Here is a 20,051-nt window from a genome sequence, read left to right as displayed (position 1 = left end):
CTTACGTTGCGAAACGTAGGTCTTTTAGCTTCAGGTTATGTGCAAAGTCGTAAGCATTAACCTTTGAGTGGGGTGTTAAATGGATGAATTCAAACCAGAAGACGAGCTGAAACCCGATCCCAGCGATCGTCGTACTGGTCGTTCTCGTCAATCGTCTGAACGCGATAATGAGCCGCAAATCAATTTTGATGATGTTGATCTGGATGCTGACGATCGCCGTCCTGCACGTGCACGCAAAGAGCGTGAAGAAGAGCAGGACATTGAAGAAGAGTATGAATCTGATGACGATGCCGTGGATGAAGAGCGTGTAGAACGTCGTCCGCGCAAGCGTAAGAAAGCCGCCAGCAAGCCTGCCTCCCGCCAATATATGATGATGGGTGTGGGTGTTCTGGTACTGCTGCTGCTGATTATCGGCATTGGTTCTGCGCTGAAAGCCCCCTCATCTTCTTCCAATGAGCAGGCAGCATCTGGTGAGAAGAGCATCGATCTTTCTGGCAGCAATGCAACGGATCAGGCGAGCGCAACGGCTTCTGCAACGGGCACTGAGCAGACCGCTGGCAATACCCAGCAGGATGTTTCCCTGCCACCGATTTCCTCTACCCCGACTCAAGGTCAGGCACCTGCGGCAACCGAAGGCCAGCAGCGTGTTGAAGTGCAGGGCGATTTGAACAATGCTCTGACACAACCGCAGGGTCAGGAGCAGGTTAACAACGCCGTGGTTAACTCTACGCTGCCGACCGAACCTGCGACCGTTGCGCCGATGCGTAATGGTAATGCTGCGCGCCAGACGGCGAAAACGGAAACGACTGAGCGTCCTGCTGCTACGCGCCAGGAACGTAAACAGGCCGTTATTGAGCCGAAGAGCAAACCGCAAACTACGGTGAAAGCGACGCCGACAGAGCCGAAACCTGTTGCTCAGGCAAAACCAACCGTAACTGCTACCGCGCCGACCACCACAACTAAAGCACCTGTGGTAACCGCTACGCCGAAAGCGACCGCTGAGCCGAAAGCAACTGCGACGCCAACGCAGACCGCAACGCCTGCGCCAACGGCGACAGCAACAACGACAACGCCTGTTGCTGGCGGAGCGAAAAGTGCAGGTAATGTTGGAGCGTTAAAATCTGCGCCGTCCAGCCATTACACGTTGCAGCTCAGTAGTTCTTCTAACTACGACAACCTGAACGGTTGGGCGAAGAAAGAAAACCTGAAGAACTACGTGGTGTACCAGACGACGCGTAACGGTCAACCGTGGTATGTTCTGGTGACAGGCGTGTATGCGTCTAAAGAAGATGCGAAACGTGCAGTGTCTACGTTACCCGCTGATATTCAGGCGAAAAACCCGTGGGCAAAACCGCTGCATCAGGTTCAGGCCGATTTGAAGTAAGATAGGATATGTTCTGCAATGGTTTGATGTTTCGCCCAATTGCGGGACAAAGACTAAAGCGCAGGATGCTGTCGGAGCTTTCTCCACAGCCGGAGAAGGTGTAATTAGTTAGTCAGCATGAAAAAAAATCGCGCTTTTTTGAAATGGGCAGGGGGGAAATACCCCCTGCTTGATGATATCAAACGGCATTTACCTCAGGGTGAGTGCCTGATTGAACCTTTCGTGGGTGCCGGGTCGGTGTTTCTCAACACCGACTTTTCTCGTTATATTCTTGCCGATATCAACAGCGACCTTATCAGTCTCTATAACATCGTGAAGACGCGTACCGATGAGTATGTGCAGGCTTCGCGTGAGCTGTTTATGCCTGAAACCAATCAGGCTGAGGTGTACTATCGGTTCAGAGAAGAATTTAATGCCAGCGAGGATCCGTTCCGCAGAGCAGTACTGTTCTTGTATCTGAACCGCTTTGGTTACAACGGATTGTGCCGTTATAACCTGCGCGGCGAGTTTAACGTCCCGTTTGGGCGTTATAAAAAACCTTACTTCCCGGAAGCCGAGTTGTACCATTTTGCTGAGAAAGCGCAGAATGCGGAGTTCCATTGCCTCTCCTATGAAGAGTGCATGAACCGTGCGGATAGCAACTCTGTGGTCTATTGTGACCCCCCTTATGCACCGCTTTCGGCGACGGCAAATTTCACTGCGTATCACACCAACAGCTTTAGCCCGAAAGAGCAGGCGCATTTGGCCGAGATGGCAGAAAAGCTGGTCAGTAAGCAGATCCCGGTGTTAATTTCGAACCACGATACGCCCGATACCCGTGAATGGTACCGAGCGGCGAAACATTTTCAGGTCAAAGTGCGGCGCAGCATAAGCAGCAATGGCGGCACGCGTAAAAAGGTGAACGAACTGCTGGCACTGTATAAACCAGGAGTCGTAACGCCTGCGAAGAAATAAATCTCAAGGAGAAGCGGATGAAACAGTATTTGATCGCCCCCTCAATTCTGTCGGCTGATTTTGCCCGCCTGGGTGAGGACACCGCGAGAGCGCTGACTGCCGGTGCCGATGTCGTGCACTTCGACGTCATGGACAATCACTACGTACCGAACCTGACCATCGGACCGATGGTACTGAAATCGCTGCGTAAATATGGCATCACCGCCCCGATTGATGTTCACCTGATGGTGAAACCGGTCGATCGTATTGTCCCGGACTTCGCCGCCGCTGGCGCCAGCATCATTACTTTTCATCCGGAAGCCTCCGAGCATGTCGATCGCACATTACAGCTGATCAAAGAGCATGGCTGTAAAGCGGGCCTGGTGTTCAACCCGGCAACACCGCTGAGCTATCTGGACTACGTCATGGATAAGCTCGATGTGATCCTGCTGATGTCCGTTAACCCAGGCTTTGGCGGACAGTCCTTCATCCCACAAACGCTGGATAAGCTGCGCGAAGTGCGTCGTCGTATTGATGAATCTGGCTACGATATCCGCCTCGAAGTGGACGGTGGCGTCAAAGTGAATAACATTGGTGAAATTGCCGCGGCAGGCGCAGATATGTTTGTTGCAGGCTCCGCCATTTTCGACCAACCAGACTACAAAAAAGTCATTGATGAAATGCGCAATGAACTGGCGAAGGTAAGTCATGGATAAGTTTCAGGATATTCGGGGCGCTGCATTTGACCTCGACGGCACGCTGGTCGACAGCGCGCCGGGATTAGCCGCAGCGGTGGACATGGCGCTGTATGCGCTGGAACTGCCGGTTGCCGGAGAAGAACGCGTTATCACCTGGATTGGTAACGGTGCAGATGTACTGATGGAGCGCGCGCTGGCGTGGTCCCGTCAGGAGCGCGCAACATTACGTAAAACGATGGGTAAACCGCCCGTTGATGATGATATTCCCGCCGAGGAGCAGGTACGTATTTTGCGTAAGCTGTTCGACAGATACTACGGCGATGTCGCAGAAGAGGGGACATTCCTGTTCCCTGATGTTGCCGACACGCTGGGCGCGCTGCATGCGAAAGGATTGCCGCTGGGTCTGGTGACCAACAAACCGACCCCGTTTGTCGCGCCATTGCTCGAAGCATTAGATATCGCCAAGTACTTTAGCGTGGTCATCGGTGGTGACGACGTGCAGAATAAAAAACCGCATCCGGATCCGCTGCTGCTGGTGGCAAGTAAGCTTGGCATCAAGCCTGAGCAAATGCTCTTCGTAGGGGATTCACGCAATGATATTCAGGCGGCAAAAGCTGCTGGCTGTCCGTCCGTTGGCCTGACCTATGGCTACAACTACGGCGAGTCGATCGCGCTGAGCCAGCCCGACGTTATTTACGACCGTATTAATGAACTACTGCCCGATCTCGGGCTTCCGCATAGCGAAAATCAGGAATCAAAAAATGACTAAGCCCATCGTTTTTAGTGGCGCACAGCCCTCAGGTGAATTGACCATTGGCAACTATATGGGTGCGCTGCGTCAGTGGGTGAGCATGCAGGATGACTACCATTGCATCTACTGCATCGTTGACCAACATGCCATCACCGTTCGTCAGGATGCTCAGCAGCTGCGTAAAGCAACGCTCGATACGCTGGCGCTGTATCTGGCATGCGGTATCGATCCTGAAAAAAGCACCATTTTCGTGCAGTCTCACGTACCGGAGCATGCACAGTTAGGTTGGGCGCTGAACTGCTACACCTACTTCGGCGAGCTGAGCCGTATGACCCAGTTCAAAGACAAATCCGCGCGCTATGCGGAGAACATCAACGCCGGTCTGTTTGATTATCCGGTGCTGATGGCGGCAGACATCCTGCTGTATCAGACCAACCAGGTACCGGTTGGCGAAGATCAGAAACAGCATCTGGAACTGAGCCGCGATATCGCCCAGCGCTTTAATGCCCTGTATGGCGACATCTTCAAAGTGCCTGAGCCGTTCATTCCTAAATCCGGCGCGCGCGTGATGTCGCTGCTGGAGCCGACGAAGAAAATGTCCAAGTCGGATGACAACCGCAACAACGTGATCGGTCTGCTGGAAGATCCGAAATCTGTGGTTAAAAAAATCAAACGTGCGATGACCGATTCCGAAGAGCCGCCGGTTGTACGCTACGACGTGCAGAACAAAGCGGGTGTTTCCAACCTGCTGGATATTCTCTCCGCCGTCACCGGTAAGAGCATTCCGGAGCTGGAACAGCACTTCGAAGGCAAAATGTATGGTCATCTGAAAGGTGAAGTCGCAGAGGCCGTTTCCGGTATGCTGACCGAGCTTCAGGAACGCTATCACCGTTTCCGTAACGATGAAGCTTTCCTGCAGAAAGTGATGAAAGAAGGTGCGGAAAAAGCCAGCGCCCGCGCATCTGTTACGCTGAAAGCCGTTTACGAAGCGATTGGTTTTGTCGCCAAGCCGTAATGCGCTCTGTGTTGTTAAAAAAACCGGGAAGTTCCCGGTTTTTTTGTATCTGCGCAATCGCTTCTATTACTGATTCGCAGCCGGGCCACAGCCACCAATAATTTTTGAAATCGAAATTGCTGGATGCAGGAAATAATCGTAGCTGCAGTTATTTTTTGTGTTTTCGATATGACCAGTACACGCGGTCAGCGTAGCCAGAACACCAGCAACGATGGTGATTTTTGCAAATTTAAACATGTCAAAATCCTTGTTAGATATCTATTTCTAAATGGATGAAGTCCATTTTTCGCCGGATAAGATATCAACTAACATAAACTTTAAGTAGTCCAGAAAAGGACCTGTCGCTTTATATATAAAACATACGATTAGTGAATTGAATTTAAATAAAAAAGCCTGGTATTAATAAATAATACCAGGCTGCGGGTTTAATTAATTAGCGAAATGTTTTTCTGAAATTCAACATAAAGCCTTTATCGCTGATGTTGTCCTCTTTCCACTGGTAAGCGTCCAGATTCAGGCTGGCGTCTTTGGCGCTGTATTTCACACCGACCGTCGCCAGGCCGTTGATGCCTCCGCCTTTTTGGTCGTCGTCTACGCTAAAGGACTTGCCTGCGGCACCTTGCAGTGACGCAGTACGCTGGCTTTTGCTGTAGCTCAGGTTCGGACCGCCTTCCAGCGTGGCGCTGGCGCTCCAGCCATTTTCACCGGTATAGTCGAACTTCATTCCGACAATGGAATCCACAGCGGTTTCGCTGCCAGCGTTCATCGACAGGTTGAAATCACCCGCACTACGCTCTTTATAGCTGCCTTCCAGCGTATGACGGAATTTCACCCCGGCGTACGGCGTGACTTTCAACGTATCGTTGAGCATGGTGAAGGTTTTCGCCCCTTCGCTGCGGAACTCAAGATACTGCTGACGTGCGTTGGAATCCGCCACCTTGTTGGTGTCGCCATAAGAGACAGAACGACTGCTGTCGAGGTTGTGTACGTCATAACGCAGGCTGTTCTTCCACGCCAGACCTTCATTAAACGCCATGCTGTGCTTCAGACCAAAGAACTGACTGTAGCCGCCGGTCAGGCCGTTGTCGCCCGCGGTCTTCGAACCGTCACCGTCCAGGCGCGCGATGCCGTACTCCAGCGTCAGATTCTGGCTGGCGGTGAGATCCAACGACTGACGTAATGCCAGCATGTCGTACTGGGTATCGTTGCCCAACTCAGCGCGCGGGTCGCCTTTCGCTACGACGTTGAACGCCAGGCCATCTTTAATTTGCGGCGCGGCATCGGCCAGCATGGTAAAGCGGTTGCTTAGCACGCGGGCTTCACGGAACGCGGTGATAGCCTGACTGCCGCTCACCTGCTTAAGCGCGTTGTTCAGTTCAGCGGTGGAGCCAACGTTGAGGCTGGTGTACAGCTCGTTGTTGGTGTAACCGGCGTCGAGCGCCTGCGCCACGTCACTGACAGAACCATCGGTCGCCACATCGGCATAGGCGTTTTTGGTCATGGTGACGTCAACGTTGCCGCTGGCATCGGTGCTGCCCTGTGCATTCCACACCACGGAGGTGGACTGAATGGCACCTGCGTCGGACAGGTTGCTGCCCTCGACCACGTTGTCAAAGCTTACGGTGGTGTCGGCAGTACCTGCGGTAAAACCGGTGTTAATCTCCACGCCGTTCATGCTGGCATTGCTGACCATCAACTTACCGCTGCTGCCGTCGGCATTGGTACCAACCACGTAGCCGGTCAGGTCGTTGGACGTGGAGCTGGCGACGGTGCTGCTGTCCGGTTCTACCGGCGTTTCCGGCAACGTATAGTCGGCATAATGTACCTCGGAGCTGTTGCCATTATTGCCGTTTGTCCCCTCGACGTTAACGCTGTCACCTTGCTTAATGAGGCCAGAGCCCGTCACGCCATCGTCAATGAAGACCGTGCCGTTATTGACCACATGACCCGCACCTGCAACGCTGAATGCGTAAGAATTATTGGCGTAAATATTAATGGTGCCGTTATTCTCAATGACTGCATCAGCGGTCGCATTTTTATCCAGCGCCATCGCTACCAAGCCAGTGTCTGTGGTACCTTTTGTGCCCAGATTAATTGTACAGTTGTTGACCAGTTGCGCATTTTTGCCGCCATACATGCCATAAGCGTTATTACCGCTGATATTCATGGTGCCGTCGTTGACTGCCACGTAATTGTTATAGGCGGAGAAATCCACTGCACGGCCATTATCCGCATCGTAGTTGATTATGCCGTTTGACTGGTTCCAGAAAAAAGCGTGCTTATCTGCAGCCGTTCCTGCGCCGCCGCCAGCAAAAGCGAGTACTGCGGTGCTGGCATTCACCGTTCCGTCATTGATGAATGCTGCACCTGCGCCCCAATAGTTAATGGCTCCTTTATTGGAGGTTGCCGTCAGCTCCATCGTTCCGGTGTTGTACAGCGTTCCGTTGTTTGCATTCAGGTGAATGGCATTTTTGTTGTTATTAAGGATCAGCGTGCCGGTATTAAAGAATTGCGCGTTATCGTTAATTTCCAGCATTGAGGCATTTTTAGCATCAGCCGCAGAACCAAGATAGAGCGTACCGTCGTTGATGATTGCACTGTTAGCGCCAGTGACTTTCGCGCCGGAAGTCATCGTGCCATCGGTGCCATTGGTTAGCGTGCCATTGGTGGTCGTACTGCGGCTATCAATGGTGCCATTGTTCACGATGTCGCCGCCATTTTGCGTCAACGTCCCGTTTATGGTGCCATCATTGATAAGTTTGCCAGAAACGGAAGTATCGGTATTTATAACACCGCCGTCGCTGTTGGTCAGCGTCCCGCTATCCTTGATGGCAATTGGCCCACCGCTGACTTCCCCCGAATTATCAACGTTTCCTATTATCACAGCTTTATTATCAAGCGCAGTGCTTGCTCCCGCGCTGGCAATGGTGTCATCATCGTCATAAATGATTGCAACGCTGCTGTCGGTTGGGTTGTAGTCGTCGCTGCCCTGGCAGTTGCTGTCATAGCAGACCGTACCGTAGTTAAGCACGGTACTTTTGCTGTCAGTCAGGAAAGGCTTACCATAATCTGCGTCGATATTAATAATACCGGTTGTGTCGTTGATGACGACCCCGCCGTTGAGCGCCGCCATGCCGATCAGTTGGTTATCATCGGTTTTGGTGACGCCCTCATCGGCGGTGAGATTAATGGTGCCCTGGTTAATGGCGGTGCCGCCATTGAGCGCCATCATACCGAACCCGGCGTTATTTACGTTAATGGTGCCGGTATTAGTGGCTGTGGCGTCGCCATTGCCGCTATCGGTTGAGCCTGCGACCATCCCCGAACTGGTGAGATAGAGCGATGACGGATGCCAGTAACCTGTGCTGGTAATGTTGTTTTCGTCATCCAGCGTCGGGACAAAGCCATCCAGATAAATCTCGCCCTCGTTTAACGCCATTCCTCTACTGGCGGCGACGCCATACACGCCTGCGCCCTGTAAATGGATGGTGGCATCTTTGTCATTGGTCACGCTGCCATATCCAGAGGACGCCATTGCGTAAAAGGTGTGGGTGTACCACATCAGGGGATATATGGCATAGCCACCAGTACTCTGCGGCGTCTGGTCAGATATAACGGTGATGTCGCCGCCCGACTGGTTATGAACAACAGAACCGTTACCGCTGGCCTGAACAATACCGGTGCGATCATCGCTGCCGTTATTGCCTGTTGTATAAACAAGAATATCGCCGCTGTTGCCGATCTTTGCGCCGTTGCTGGCACGCATGATGGAATAGACGCCCTGGCTGGTGATATTCCCTTTATTTTCAATCGATGAGCTTTCCCCGGAGGCCATTAACAGGGCATTTTGGGTATAATATTTCGAGCTTATATATTTTGCAGTAATATCAATAACCGAGTTGTCATCTAAAATCAGTGAACCGCCATTATTGATCTGCGCCAGGACGACATGGCCCCCGAAAATCGTAGTCGTATCCACCGTAGAGTGCCCACTTAGCGTGACCTCACTGTTGCCGCTGATGTCGATGCCATGAACAACTACCTTATCGCCATCGTTACTTTCGCTTTGAGTAATATTAATACCGCCAGCAATCGCCACATTGTTTCCATCACCGGTCACGTTTAGACCGATAACGTCCAGATACTGCCCGCTGACGACGGATTGATCGTTCACATCAATATTAAGCCCACCATCAAGCGTGACATTATTGTTGTTACCGCTAACGGCGACACCGGTTAGCGGGGTATCGCTGGCGATCAGAGAATCCTGTTCGTACTCAGCGCTCATATTCACATTGCCTGTGATATCTACGGTGTTACTGTCGCCGCCCACGTTTACGCCCGTCGCGCCACGGAATACGCCATCGAGGTCCTGCGCGGAAATAACGTTAATATCGCCATCCAGCGTCGCCTGTGACGAGTCGCCACTCATTTTTGCGCCAGTACCATTCAGGCTGACGTCGATATTTCCTTTATTATTAAAGACATTTCTTTCACCATCGATCACAAAACCCACGGAGTTTGCATCGCGCACGGTCGCGTTGCCGGTGTTTTTGATTTCGTTACCCGCCCCGTCAGTGACGATACCCGTCGCGCCGTTGGTGACCAGCATGTCACCTGCCTGAGTCAGGCTATTATCATTTCCATCAATGACTGCAGCGATAGAGCCCGCGCCATCCACGGTGATATCACCCGTATTCGCGATTCGGGAATTATCGCCCGCAATGACGGTACCCGTTGCGCCCTGCGCAATGGTTTGATCTCCTTCGCCAATAACCAGCGCCTTATTTCCCGCGATGTACAGCCCGGTTGACCCCGCGCCGGTGACCGTTGAGTCGCCGGTGTTATCAATCACCGCACCGTCACCGGTCATTTTGGCTCCGGTCGCGCCGTCGGTAACGTTTAGCTCACCATCGTTAGTAATGCGCGTTTTGTCGCCGGTGATGCTGATACCGATAGAGCCTGCGCCGCTGACATTGGTGGTGCCGATATTATCGAAGGTGGCGCTGTTGCCGTTAATCAGGATGCCCGTTGCGCCGTCGGAAATATCCTGCTTCCCTTCGCTGTTAATGGTTGCGTTGTCTCCGTCAATATATAGCCCGGTAGAACCTGCGCCGCTGGCGGTGGTATCGCCTTTGTTGTCGATGAGGACATCATCACCGGTAATCTTTGCCCCGGTAGCGCCGTCGGCCACATAGAGTTCACCATCGTTGATAACGTGCGAGTTGTCGCCATTGACGATGGAGCCGGTTGAACCTTGACCGCTGATGTTAGAGGTGCCGGTATTCGCCACCGTGGTTTCGTTGCCATCGATCACCATGCCGGTGCCGCCACCTGTTACGTCAATGCCACCGGAAATGCGGGTGGTGGTGCCGTTACCTGAAATCAGCGCGCCGGTTGCGCCGTCGACGGTGCTTTGTCCTGAAATCGTATTGGTGGTGTTGTCACCGGTAATAACGATGCCGACCGCACCATCGCTGACGGAGGAATCACCGCTTAACGCGTTGTTTGTCCGATTGCCGGAGATGATGACCCCGGTTTTACCTTCAACACGGGTATCAACTCCGCGATCGGCGACGTGTGACTCGTCGTCGCCCGTTGCAACGGTGGTTTGATCATCGGCAACGATCAGGTATCCCTGGCTGTCATATTTCCAGTACAGGCCGCTTCCTTGTACCGTACCTTCAATGACGGCGGCATTATCGTCGGTCACTTTCCAGTCGGAAACCAGCAGCGTTTTACCGTCTTGTAACGCGATCTGCCACCGATCGTCCTGTTCGACGTAATTCCACACGGCGCCGCCGAGGTCCGTGCCGCTATCCAGCTTGATGCCGTCAAATGTCAGTGTGTTCAGGCCTTTATCGATGGTGACGCCGTTACTGAAGGTAATAACAGAGGTATCATCAGGTGGTGTAGGTGTTACATCGCCGCCATCGTCGTCGGGAGGCGTGGGCGTTACATCGCCGCCATCGTCATCGGGAGGTGTGGGCGTTACATCACCGCCATCGTCGTCGGGAGGCGTGGGCGTTACATCACCGCCATCGTCATCGGGAGGCGTGGGGGTTACATCGCCGCTATCGTCGTCGGGAGGCGTGGGCGTTACATCGCCGCCATCGTCATCGGGAGGCGTGGGTGTTACATCACCGCCATCGTCATCGGGAGGCGTGGGTGTTACATCGCCGCTATCGTCGTCAGGAGGTGTGGGCGTTACATCGCCATTATCTGATGGGGTTGCCGGAGTATCATTATGGTGGGAATGGCCGCCGCCATTGTTATCGATACCTATCGCTACACCAGCTGTTAGCGCAGCGACACCACCTGCGACCCATCCCCAGTGATTGTCTTGTTCTGTATAATCTGCCAGGCAGCGTGCGGAGAGTTTGTTACGTTCGGCTTTTGATAATACGGATATATCAGTAGGGCAATCATTGTCATCGTCGCTACTATCTGCGGCTATCGCCGGGAGATAGTAAGTTTGCAACGCAAGAGCAATACCCACAGCAATGAGTTTTTTCCTTTGCATAATCGACATCCTTAAATAAATACGCACAAAATATGCCATTGAAGGCATAAATTTATTTCGAGGTAATTTATTATTTTGCCACTGAATGACCGTGCTTCGTCAAATTACTCAATGGTCATGTATTATTTAGGATGTGAATTAGATTTATGGGTTGTACGGATATAAATAGGGTATTTTACGTGTTTTTTATAAATTAGAGCGCAGATTCATTTTGTTGGTGAATGAGTTTAGTCTTTCTTAATTCAGGTTTGAGAATAAATCATGAATAATAAACGAGAAAATAAATGCCCTGAGAGTCAGGGCATTTATTTGCATTCAATTAATGGTTTGAGAACCAGTTCAGCTTATCGCGAAGGCCTACCACACGACCAACAATAATTAACGCTGGGCTTTCAACCTGTTGCGCCAACTCTCCTAGCTGAGTCAGCTCGCCATTGACGACACGCTGTTTCACGGAGGTACCGTTTTCTACTAGGGCGACGGGCATATCGGGCTGCATGCCAAATTCGATCAATTTTTCCTGAATCGTGGCCGCCTGGTTCAGCCCCATGTAGAACACCAGCGTTTGTTTCTCTGCTGCCAGGTTTTCCCAGTCCAGCTCACCGCCGGTTTTCAGGTGTCCGGTAACCAGACGCACGCTCTGAGCGTAATCACGATGGGTCAGTGGAATGCCGGAATAGGCAGAACAACCGGAGGCTGCGGTAATACCCGGCACTACAGAGAATGGGATACCGGCATGGCACAGCGTTTCCAGCTCTTCGCCACCGCGGCCAAAGATGAACGGGTCGCCACCTTTCAGTCGAACCACGCGCTTGCCCTGTTGTGCTTCACGCAGCAGGATCTGGTTGATCTCTTCCTGCGGTACGCAGTGATAGCCTGCACGTTTACCGACGAACACTCGGTCTGCATCGCGGCGTACAAGGTTCATGATGTCGTCGGAAACCAGACGGTCATAGACCACGACATCCGCTTGCTGGATCTGCTGTAGCCCTTTCAGCGTCAGCAGGCCGGCATCGCCAGGACCGGAGCCAACCAGCACCACTTCACCACGGTGATCCAGCGGCTCGCTGAGCATTTGCTCAGTGGTTTCCTCGACGGCTTTCAGGTCATTGTTCGCCAACGACTGCGCCAGGCGGTCATTCACGAACAATTTTTCCCAGAAGCGGCGACGTTCACCCATGCTGGCAAACTGTTGCTTCACTCGGGAACGCAACTTGCCGGCATACTGCGCGACCTGGCCCAGATGCTGAGGCAGAACGGATTCAAGCCTTTCACGCAGCAGACGGGCCAGCACTGGCGATGTCCCGCCGGAGGAGACCGCCACCATCAGCGGTGAGCGGTCGATAATGGAGGGCATGATAAAACTGGCTGCTTTTGGTGCATCGACCACGTTGCAGAAGATACGACGTGATTCTGCGGCGGTGCTGACGCTTTGGTTGACGGCATCGTCATCGGTGGCGGCAATAGCCAACCAGCAGGTGTCGAGCAGGGACTCATCGAACGGCCCCTCAACCAGCGTCAGCATGTTTTCATCTGCCCATACTTTGAACTGCGGAATAAACGCCAGCGCATTAACCGTTAAACGGGCGCCCGCTTCCAGCAGTAACCGCGCTTTGCGTTCTGCGACATCACCACCGCCGACGATCAAGCAGTCGCGGTCACGTAGTTGACAAAATATAGGCAAATGATCCACGACATTACCCCTTAATTATTGGCAGCAGCCTCTGGCTGATTGATTTTTGCCGGAGCCGGACGCTCCGATTTTGGCGTAGCATACCAATAACCCAATCCCATGAATACGACACCGGACAAAGTATTACCGAGTGTCACCCACAACAGGTTATGACCAATTCCTGACAGGGTATAGGCTTCGCTGTGGTGGCCGAACCAGGAGAGGGCAAACAGCGTCATGTTGGCAACGGAGTGCTCGTAGCCGGAAGCGATAAACGCCAGCAGACACCACCAGATAGCGAGGAATTTTGCCGCGCCTTCGGTACGGATTGCCATCCAGATTGCCAGACAAACCAACCAGTTACACAGTGCGCCTTTAAAGAACAAAACCATCGCAGGCGCGGTCGTTTTCGCCAGAGCAACCGAATGGACGATGCTGGTATCGACCGGCAGCAGGCTACCGCCACCCCAGCTGTAAAGCAGGGCGACAAACACGGAACCGACCAGGTTACCCAGCCATGTTTTTGGCAGGATTGCCCACATCTGACCGTGGCTGATGGTGCCTGCTTTGACGCCGAGTGTCAGAAACATGGTGTGACCGGTAAACAGTTCCGAACCGGCAATAATGACCAGCGTTAAGGCGATACCAAAGGTTGCACCCATCACCAGAGGACGAACGGACGGGTCGAGCAGATTACCGAGGGTGAAAATAAGAATGATGCCGAGACCCACATAGGCTCCCGCCATTGCCGAACTGATCCAGAATCCAAGCGGGTTATTAGCCGACAGGCGTGCGATGCGCGCAGCGTTAGCCGCACACTTATTAATAGTGTCTGTGAACATGTGTTGATTATCCTTGAAGTACAAACAATAAAAAGAAATCGTAACCGTAGGCCGGACAAGGCATTTATGCCGCCATCCGGCAATGTGCCAGTGCAATTGCCTGATGGCGCTACGCTTATCAGGCCTACCATTAAAAGACCTACAAATACGTCAAAAAAGGGGAGGCGTTGCGCCTCCCAGAATTAATTAACCGCGCAGTTGCACCGTGCCGTCTTTCACTCGCGCTTCGTAATGTTTCACGGAGAACTGTTCGTCTTCCATGCACAGACCGTCGCTTAAACGAAAACGCTGTTTTTTCAGCGGGCTGGCAACCCACAATTCGCCCTGATGTTCAGCAATCAGCCCACGAGAAAGCACGCTGGACTCAAAGAACGGGTCGATGTTGCTGATCGCAAACACCTGGTCGCTGTGATACGGGCGGAAAATCGCAACCTGCTCGTTACCTAACAGGGCGCAGACGCCTGTTGCAGGCAGAATGTCATCGATTTTGCAGATGTTTTTCCACTGGCTCATGCGTTTTCCTCCACCAGAGTCACCGGGATACGCTCATAAGGCGTGGCCGGACGATGTTGTTCACGTTCAGGCACAACCTGGACATTCGGATCGCGTTTTTCGCTGTTGATAAAGTGTTTGAAGCGAACCTGCGCGGATGGGGTGTTAACGGTTTCTGTCCACTCACACACCACAGCTTCACGCAGACGGGCCATCTCTTCTTCAAGATGCTGGTTCAGGCCCAACTTGTCGTCGATGATGACGGACTTCAGATACTCAATACCGCCTTCCAGATTGTCTAACCACGGTGCGGTACGGGTCAGTTTGTCGGCAGTACGGATGTAGAACATCATGAAACGGTCAAGGTACTTGAGCAGCGTTTCGCGATCGATATCCGCTGCCAGCAGGTCTGCATGACGAGGTTTCATCCCGCCGTTACCGCAAACGTACAGGTTCCAGCCTTTCTCAGTGGCGATGATACCCACGTCTTTACCCTGAGCTTCCGCACATTCACGGGTACAGCCGGAGACGCCGAATTTCATTTTGTGCGGGGTACGAATGCCTTTGTAGCGATTTTCCAGCTCCACGCCGAAGCCCACGCTATCGCCGACGCCGTAACGGCACCAGGTGCTGCCTACGCAGGTTTTCGCCATACGCAGCGCTTTGGCATACGCGTGACCGGTTTCAAAACCGGCTTCAATCAGCTGACGCCAGATTTCCGGCAGGTCATCTTTCTGCGCGCCGAACAGGCCGATACGCTGAGAACCGGTAATTTTGGTGTACAGGTTAAATTCACGCGCGATACGGCCCACAGCTACCAGACCTTCAGGGGTAATTTCGCCACCCGCAGAGCGCGGGATCACGGAATAAGTACCGTCTTTCTGGATGTTAGCCAGGAAGTTGTCGTTGGTGTCCTGCAACGGCGTGTGCTGCGGTTTGAGGATGTACTCATTCCAGCAGGAAGCCAGCAGGGAGCCTACGGTAGGTTTACATACTTCACAGCCGTAACCTTTCCCGTGTTTTGCCAGCAGTTCTTCGAAGGTTTTGATGCCTTCTACGCGGATGAGATGGAACAGTTCCTGACGTGAGTACGGGAAGTGTTCACACAGGTTGTTGTTAACTTCGATACCCTGTTTCGCCAGTTCGGCGTTCAGGACCTGCGTTACCAGCGGGATACACCCGCCGCAGCCGGTACCGGCTTTGGTTTCCGCTTTCAGCGCCGCAACGGTATGGCAGCCCTTGTTGATAGCGGCAACCAGCATGCCTTTGGTGACATCGAAGCAGGAGCAAATCTGCGCGCTGTCCGGCAGTTTATCGACACCGATAGACGGCTTACCGCTGCCCGCGTGTGCTGGCAGAATCAGTGAATCCGGATTTTCCGGCAGTTCGATGGCGTTCAGCACCAGTTGCAGCAGATTGCCGTAATCGCTGGTGTCGCCTACCAGAACCGCGCCGAGCAGGGTTTTGTTATCTTCGCTAACGATCAGGCGTTTGTAGACTTCTTTGCTTTCGTCGAGATAGACGTAGCTACGGGCGCCCGGCGTGCGCGCATGCGCGTCGCCAATACCGCCGACGTCAACGCCGAGCAGCTTCAGCTTGGCGCTCAGGTCTGCGCCTTCAAAGGCGTTTTCAGTTTCGAGAATATGGTCAACGGCAACCTGCGCCATTTTATAGCCTGGAGCGACCAGACCATACACGCGGTTGTTCCAGCTGGCGCATTCGCCGATGGCATAGATGTCCGGGTCAGATGTCTGGCAAGTGTCGTTAATGACGATCCCGCCGCGTGGCGCGACGTCCAGACCGCACTGGGTGGCCAGTTTGTCGCGTGGACGAATACCGGTAGAGAAGACGATGAAATCGACTTCCAGTTCGCTACCGTCGGCAAAACGCATGGTTTTGCGCGCTTCGGTGCCTTCCTGAACGATCTCTTTGGTGTTTTTGCTGGTGTGCACACGCACGCCCATGCTTTCAATTTTGCGACGTAACTGCTCGCCACCCATATGATCCAGCTGTTCAGCCATCAGCATTGGGGCGAATTCAATCACGTGGGTTTCAACGCCGAGGCTTTTCAGCGCACCGGCGGCTTCCAGGCCCAGTAGACCACCGCCGACAACAGCACCGCGTTTGCTGCGGCGCGCGCAAGACTCAATCGCGTTGAGGTCTTCGATGGTGCGGTAAACGAAGCAGTCCTGGGTTTCCGAACCTTTAATCGGTGGGATCCACGGGTAAGAGCCCGTCGCCATGATCAGCTTATCGTAGTAAACCGTACGACCTGCGCTGGAGTGGATTACCTTCTCCTGGCGGTTAATGGTAATTGCGCGCTCACCCACTAACACCTTAACGCCGTGCTTCTCGTAGAATCCTTCACGCACCAGAGAAAGCTCTTCGGCGGTGTGGTGGGAGAAGTAGGAAGACAGGTGTACGCGGTCGTACGCTTTGCGGGGTTCTTCACAGAAGACGGTAATATCAAAATTGGCAGCGTCGGATTTATCAAGAAGATCCTCAATAAAGCGATGGCCGACCATACCATTACCGATAATAGCGAGTCTGACTTTGCTCATTTTTGCCTCGATTTCTTTTCTATTACTGCCTACCTTAACGATTCAGCAACCGCGCTTATTGATGCAAATCAAATTCGCCCTTATATACTCCTTAAGAGGTATATAACTGATTTGTCAGCATTTTTATAAGTGACGGAATTATTTGGGTTTTCGTGTTTGTATAAATAGCGTACAAATTAAGGGGTTTTTGTAAGAATTGGCCTACATGACCAGTGAAAGAAGAGGAGGGCGAGAATGTGCCGGATGATGTGGATACCATCCGGCAGTGAGATTAATGCGTTGCTGGGGCGTTATGCTGGCGATGGCGCGTGACAAACCCAAGAATAAAGCACATCACGAATACAACCGCATACAAGCCGTTAGCTGTTTGCAATGCCGCCTGCGGGCCGCTGTGTGCCACGATAGGGCCGGTGACGACGAAAGTGAGCATGGTGCCGATGGTACCGCAGGTCAGAACGAAGTTAACCAGTTTGGGTGAGGCGACCTTCGTCTGCTGGGAGCCAAGGGTAATGATGGTGGTATAAATCGCACTGGAAAAGAAGCCCAGCGTCATAATAAACCACGGCATATGCTCTGGCGTACCGGTGATAAACAGATACATCAGGACGGTAGCCAGACCCGCCAGTACGGTCAGGATACGCTGCAAATCGAAGAAACGCAGAATAAAGCTAAATGCCCACATGCCAACCATGTAAGACATCCAGAAGTCGCTGACCAGTTTACCCGCATCGTTCAGGCTCATGCCCAGACTTTTGGCGTACTCCGGGACCCAGGAGATAAAACCCAACTGACCGAGGATGTAGCACAGTGCAGCGATCGCCAGAAACAGCACGCCAATCCCCCATTTTTCTTTTACTACCGGCGCGTCTGACTGCTGAGCGTGTTTACCCAGTGCCGGGAATTCACAACCGAAGGTCAGCAGGAAAATGGCGACGTATACGAGGCCGATGCAGGCATAGACCCAATACCATTCGATGCTGCGCGCTAACAGGAACGCGGCAACCATCGGGAAAATCATGCCGGCCATGCTGAAGAAGGAGTCAGTAAACAGCAGGCGGGAACCGCGCTGGCGACCTTCGTACATTTGAGTTACCAGGAACGTACCAATCGACATGGTAATACCGCTCACCAGGCCCAAAACAAACATGGCGGCGGAGAACAAGGCCAGGCTATGGCTGAACATCAGTCCGGCAACGGCCAGTACCATCAGGATAAAGCCGAAGCGCAACTGGGTTTTCAGTGGCACGATTTCCATTAACCATGCATTCAGAAAGATAGAGATCAGAATGCCGGCATTCAGGAAGGTGAAGGTGTTACTCATGCTGGAAACGGGCAAATGGAAGTAATCTGCTATGTTTCCCATCACCATCCCGGTGACAATTACCAACGCACCTGTCAGGGCGTAGGAGAGAAAGCTAATCCATGTGAGCTTGATGCGATTGCTGTTAGTCATGACTGGCCTGTATAGAAGTGTAAGGCGCATTGACTGCGCCGTGAGCGGGCAGATTTTAGGCGCTTTAGTGACGCATTTAAATATTTATCGGTAATAACTTGGTGCGTTACATTTTTCTATGTGATCTTGATCACATTGATACTTGCAGCCATGAGGTTACATTTGTTTCAGGTACGTAAAATTAAGTAAAGGGATGGCCTTGTCCTTGAAGGCTCTTTAGAATCAATTCACTTGCTTCATTTCTGCTCTTGTTAAGGAATTCTCATGCTCAAATCGACTCTGGCGGCTGTTGCAGCTGTTCTCGCTCTTTCTGCTCTCTCCCCCGCAGCACTGGCAGCAAAAGGTGATCCACATGTTCTGCTGACAACCTCTGCTGGTAACATTGAGCTGGAGCTGAACAGTCAGAAAGCCCCGGTTTCAGTGCAAAACTTTGTCGATTATGTCAACAGTGGTTTCTATAACAACACCACGTTCCACCGTGTGATCCCAGGCTTCATGGTGCAGGGCGGCGGTTTTACCGAGCAGATGCAGCAGAAGAAACCTAACCCGCCAATCAAGAATGAAGCCGATAACGGACTGCGTAACACTCGCGGCACGATTGCTATGGCGCGTACAGCGGATAAAGACAGCGCGACCAGCCAGTTCTTTATCAACATTGCAGATAACGCTTTCCTCGATCACGGCCAGCGCGACTTTGGCTACGCTGTTTTCGGTAAAGTTGTGAAAGGTATGGATGTCGCGGATAAGATCTCTCAGGTACAGACCCATGATGTCGGTCCATACCAGAATGTCCCGTCAAAACCGATTGTTATCCTTTCTGCTAAAGTCCTGCCGTAATCGTATCTTGCGCGGGTAGTTCTTGCCCGCGTTCACCCCTCTCTCTGCGTAACCCGAAATTGCTGCTTATACTTGTGGCAAGTGTCGGCTCATTCAGGGAGGTCACGTGAAAAAACTCACCGATAAACAAAAGTCCAGGCTGTGGGAACAACGGCGAAACGCCAATTTCCAGGCCAGCCGACGGCTGGAAGGCGTAGATATTCCACGGGTTACTCTGAGTGCTGAAGACGCCCTGGCGCGTCTTGAAGAGCTGAGGAGGCACTATGAGCGATAAATTCGGTGATGGTCGCGACCCGTATTTATATCCGGGCCTGAATGTCATGCGTAACCGTCTGGGGATTCATCAGGCGCAGCGTTTAGCGCAGGCGGCTTATGAACTGACAGCGCTGCGTGCGGCGACTATCGAATTGGGGCCGCTTAAACGGGGCTTACCGCACCTGTGCGCCATTCATCGCCAGCTGTATCGGGATATTTTTGACTGGGCGGGACACCTGCGTGAAGTCGATATTTACCAGGGCGATACTCGCTTTTGCCATTTCGCCTATATCGAGAAAGAGGGCAATGCGCTGATGCAGGACCTGGAAGATGAGTTCTGGCTGGTGGGAATACCGGAAGACAAGTTTGTCGATCGTCTTGCGCACTATTATTGCGAAATCAATGTGCTGCATCCGTTTCGCATTGGCAGTGGCCTGGCGCAGCGTATTTTCTTCGAACAGTTAGCGATTCATGCCGGGTATATGCTGAGCTGGGATGGCATTCCGGTTGAGGAGTGGAATCAGGCTAATCAGAGCGGGGCGATGGGTGACCTGTCTGCACTGCGGGCGATATTTCGTAAAGTGGTAAGCGAAGCCCCGGAAACTGAGTAGAATAGCGCGGTTCTTATGTACCGG

The 20,051-nt window shown here is 52.7% G+C and carries 15 protein-coding genes; 8 read left to right on the top strand and 7 right to left on the bottom strand.

Going from position 1 to position 20,051, the window contains the following annotated elements; all coding sequences use genetic code 11:
- Positions 1-79: 79 nt before the first annotated feature.
- The 5 genes from damX (at position 80) to trpS (ending at position 4,781) form a co-directional block, all read left to right on the top strand.
- Positions 80-1,384 (top strand): cell division protein DamX, encoded by a 1,305-nt coding sequence (gene damX / locus OGX96_RS05580; protein ID WP_137377647.1) that lies wholly within the window; start codon positions 80-82, stop codon positions 1,382-1,384.
- A gap of 117 nt (positions 1,385-1,501) precedes the next feature.
- Complete coding sequence (dam, locus tag OGX96_RS05575) at positions 1,502-2,338, top strand: adenine-specific DNA-methyltransferase (RefSeq protein ID WP_003827684.1); 837 nt, start codon at positions 1,502-1,504, stop codon at positions 2,336-2,338.
- A gap of 17 nt (positions 2,339-2,355) precedes the next feature.
- A complete protein-coding gene (rpe, locus tag OGX96_RS05570; RefSeq protein WP_003023561.1) occupies positions 2,356-3,033 on the top strand; it encodes a ribulose-phosphate 3-epimerase in 678 nt (225 codons plus the stop codon).
- A complete protein-coding gene (gene gph / locus OGX96_RS05565; protein ID WP_286582390.1) occupies positions 3,026-3,784 on the top strand; it encodes a phosphoglycolate phosphatase in 759 nt (252 codons plus the stop codon). Before rpe ends, gph begins: the two co-directional genes overlap by 8 nt.
- A complete protein-coding gene (gene trpS / locus OGX96_RS05560; protein WP_003827687.1) occupies positions 3,777-4,781 on the top strand; it encodes a tryptophan--tRNA ligase in 1,005 nt (334 codons plus the stop codon). Before gph ends, trpS begins: the two co-directional genes overlap by 8 nt.
- Before the next feature lie 66 nt (positions 4,782-4,847).
- Here trpS and OGX96_RS05555 read toward each other — a convergent pair whose 3' ends face one another.
- From OGX96_RS05555 to tsgA, 7 genes are all read right to left on the bottom strand, one after another.
- The gene (locus OGX96_RS05555; RefSeq protein ID WP_048236937.1) at positions 4,848-5,018 is read right to left on the bottom strand and encodes a YhfL family protein; all 171 of its coding nucleotides are present in this window, start codon (positions 5,016-5,018) and stop codon (positions 4,848-4,850) included.
- Positions 5,019-5,214: 196 nt separating this feature from the next.
- The gene (locus OGX96_RS05550) at positions 5,215-11,304 is read right to left on the bottom strand and encodes a pectate lyase-fold domain-containing protein (protein WP_286582387.1); all 6,090 of its coding nucleotides are present in this window, start codon (positions 11,302-11,304) and stop codon (positions 5,215-5,217) included.
- Between the two features lie 319 nt (positions 11,305-11,623).
- On the bottom strand, positions 11,624-12,997 hold the full coding sequence (gene cysG / locus OGX96_RS05545; protein WP_286582385.1) for a siroheme synthase CysG: 1,374 nt from the start codon (positions 12,995-12,997) through the stop codon (positions 11,624-11,626).
- Between the two features lie 11 nt (positions 12,998-13,008).
- Positions 13,009-13,818, bottom strand: coding sequence for a nitrite transporter NirC (nirC, locus tag OGX96_RS05540; RefSeq protein ID WP_008786308.1), 810 nt, complete (start codon positions 13,816-13,818; stop codon positions 13,009-13,011).
- A 186-nt stretch (positions 13,819-14,004) separates the two neighbouring features.
- Positions 14,005-14,331 (bottom strand): nitrite reductase small subunit NirD, encoded by a 327-nt coding sequence (nirD, locus tag OGX96_RS05535; protein ID WP_003023590.1) that lies wholly within the window; start codon positions 14,329-14,331, stop codon positions 14,005-14,007.
- Positions 14,328-16,871, bottom strand: a complete 2,544-nt coding sequence (nirB, locus tag OGX96_RS05530) for an NADPH-nitrite reductase large subunit (protein ID WP_008786307.1) — start codon at positions 16,869-16,871, stop codon at positions 14,328-14,330. Before nirB ends, nirD begins: the two co-directional genes overlap by 4 nt.
- A gap of 271 nt (positions 16,872-17,142) precedes the next feature.
- The gene (gene tsgA / locus OGX96_RS05525; RefSeq protein WP_032945197.1) at positions 17,143-18,324 is read right to left on the bottom strand and encodes an MFS transporter TsgA; all 1,182 of its coding nucleotides are present in this window, start codon (positions 18,322-18,324) and stop codon (positions 17,143-17,145) included.
- Between the two features lie 264 nt (positions 18,325-18,588).
- On the opposite strand from tsgA, the gene ppiA reads away from it, so the two are divergent.
- The 3 genes from ppiA (at position 18,589) to OGX96_RS05510 (ending at position 20,027) form a co-directional block, all read left to right on the top strand.
- The gene (gene ppiA / locus OGX96_RS05520; protein ID WP_003023595.1) at positions 18,589-19,161 is read left to right on the top strand and encodes a peptidylprolyl isomerase A; all 573 of its coding nucleotides are present in this window, start codon (positions 18,589-18,591) and stop codon (positions 19,159-19,161) included.
- A gap of 106 nt (positions 19,162-19,267) precedes the next feature.
- Positions 19,268-19,435, top strand: coding sequence for a FicA/YhfG family antitoxin (ficA, locus tag OGX96_RS05515; protein WP_003827708.1), 168 nt, complete (start codon positions 19,268-19,270; stop codon positions 19,433-19,435).
- Positions 19,425-20,027, top strand: a complete 603-nt coding sequence (locus OGX96_RS05510) for a putative adenosine monophosphate-protein transferase Fic (protein ID WP_286582383.1) — start codon at positions 19,425-19,427, stop codon at positions 20,025-20,027. The genes ficA and OGX96_RS05510 overlap by 11 nt, the downstream gene beginning before the upstream one ends.
- Positions 20,028-20,051 lie beyond the last annotated feature (24 nt).

The sequence above is a fragment of the Citrobacter sp. Cpo100 genome (genome assembly GCF_030332595.1).
Taxonomy (GTDB): domain Bacteria; phylum Pseudomonadota; class Gammaproteobacteria; order Enterobacterales; family Enterobacteriaceae; genus Citrobacter; species Citrobacter portucalensis.
This window is presented reverse-complemented; position numbering and strand designations above follow the sequence as displayed.